This window comes from Alkalibacterium sp. m-11 (assembly GCF_054658155.1).
Map to the genome: position 1 here is coordinate 1 of NZ_BAAGIR010000233.1, position 1,969 is coordinate 1,969.

The 1,969-nt window shown below is 42.2% G+C and carries 2 protein-coding genes; one reads left to right on the forward strand and one right to left on the reverse strand.

Going from position 1 to position 1,969, the window contains the following annotated elements:
- The first annotated feature begins 182 nt into the window (after positions 1 to 182).
- Positions 183 to 1,100, forward strand: a complete 918-nt coding sequence (locus ACYQ2O_RS12015; protein ID WP_091265081.1) for an AEC family transporter — start codon at positions 183 to 185, stop codon at positions 1,098 to 1,100.
- Positions 1,101 to 1,873: 773 nt separating this feature from the next.
- Here the strand turns inward: ACYQ2O_RS12015 and ACYQ2O_RS12020 are convergent.
- Positions 1,874 to 1,960, reverse strand: a complete 87-nt coding sequence (locus ACYQ2O_RS12020; protein ID WP_459796684.1) for a zinc ribbon domain-containing protein — start codon at positions 1,958 to 1,960, stop codon at positions 1,874 to 1,876.
- Between the last annotated feature and the right edge of the window lie 9 nt (positions 1,961 to 1,969).

A 1,969-nucleotide genomic window follows, 5' to 3' on the forward strand; every position in this document is an offset into this window, starting at 1 on the left:
ATGACTTTTGTGTGACGAGTTATTGCAGGAATAAGACTTATTTTTTACTTTTTTCGAAAATACTGTCGAGCAAGCTCGAGCGCCATTCATCACCCGCTTATAGAAGCGAGTGTCTTCTGTCGCAGTATGATAAAGAATCTTCATTAAATAGTTTACTACATAATAGATTGAAGGCGAACCCTATGGACATTTCATTAGTAATTTTCGATCAGCTGCTTCAGATGTTTTTCATTATGATGTTTGGATTCATCCTTGTAAAAATCAATTTTCTCAATATGGACGGCAGTCAGCAGTTGGCCAATATCGTGACGAAGTTTGTCATTCCGATCGTTCTGATGCTCTCGTTTCAGCAGGACTACGACAGCGGTCAGCTGCAACTCCTCTTCACTTCCCTAATCGGATCCCTTGCCATTACACTCTCACGTATTTTCATAGCCCATACGGTATTGAGAAACCGGTCGAAGATAGACCGGTATGCCATCGTGTTTTCGAATACTGCATTTATGGGTATTCCCATTATTCTACCGATACTTGGATACGAAGGCATCTTTTACTTATCCATGTATATAGTTGTTTCAGCAATTTTCCAGTTTACATATGGAATATGGATGCTGTCAGAAGGTAATCAGCCGATCACTATAAAATCTATATTTACGAATCCGGCTAGTATCGGTGCGTTTGTTGGTTTCGGCCTGTACATCACCCGTATCCCGTTGCCTGACGTTTTATATAACAGTCTGGATACGATTGGTGGCCTTAGTTCTCCTCTAGGAATGATCCTTCTTGGAGGTTACCTGGCCAGAAGTCAGTTCAAGGAAATATTCTTTGTCAAATCCAACTACTGGATCGTGTTCATCCGTCTTCTGATTGCTCCAGCCGTTGCTCTTCTGTTAATCTGGCTCTTACCGATTAGTGATCCTTCCGTCCTGCTGGTACTTGCCATAGCGAACTGTACACCGACTGCCGTGAATACTGCACTTTTTTCGCAGCTATACGGCGGGGATTACGAATACGGTGCACGCATCATCATTCTGGCCAGTTTCTTCTCGATCGTGACCATGCCGCTGGTCATCAGCTTGTCGACGCTCCTTCTTTTATGATTATGCTTTATAGCAATTATTCTAACAGATGCCTCATTCTTTTCCGATTCTGTGCCTAGTGTATGGATTTAGGAAAATGACTGAGGCTTTTTTTCTGTCTCCTGGCTAGCGTTGAGTCTCTTCATGTGGTGAGAATCTACTAGTGCTTTTTACGTAGTGATTGTAGTCCTGGTAAGAGGGCGTATGCCTCCTATTCCGTACTTATGAAACAGTCACTCATCCTAAAAGTTCTGATAAGCAACAGAATCAGCTTATTCATCGATGTGATCAAATTTAATAAAACAAAAAGGAACACCATTAGTCAGAATGGCTTTCCTTTTAATGTAATTGACTTAAGATCAGGCATAGTTTTCAAACTGAGAATAATACACCTCAGAATACATGCCGCCTTCTTCCATGAGTTCATCATGATTTCCCTGTTCCACAATGCGACCATCATTGGCCTCGAAGGTCGATTCGGCATTTCTAATCGTGAAAAGCTAGTGAACGATCACAAAGGATGTTTTATCCTTCATGAGTCGCTTCATATAAAATATGATTCATCCCTCTGTCAAGTTAGATAGTTGCACCCGCACCAATATCACTAATCATTCCACCTGTCTAATCAACCGCATTATTTATTCTGTTGAGTGAACTACCCACCACTTAAATCCTTTGGATTTTGAAGTGGGGGCTTCCTACGAACTCCATTCTTGTCTGCACAGACTTCATACAGACAGAGGAATCGGATAGGGGTAGGCTTAAAAGGCAGTCCCTGCCTCATTGATTTTCTTTTACTTGGCCAATGCCAAGAGGTTTTTGCTGGCATTGATATCTCTGTCAAGGTATTCCCCGCATGTCGGGCAGTCCCACTCCCGGATATTGAGCGG

Bases quoted from the DNA above. Each gene is read 5' to 3' on its own strand.
- ACYQ2O_RS12015 (WP_091265081.1), top strand. From the start codon at position 183: ATGGACATTTCATTAGTAATTTTCGATCAGCTGCTTCAGATGTTTTTC.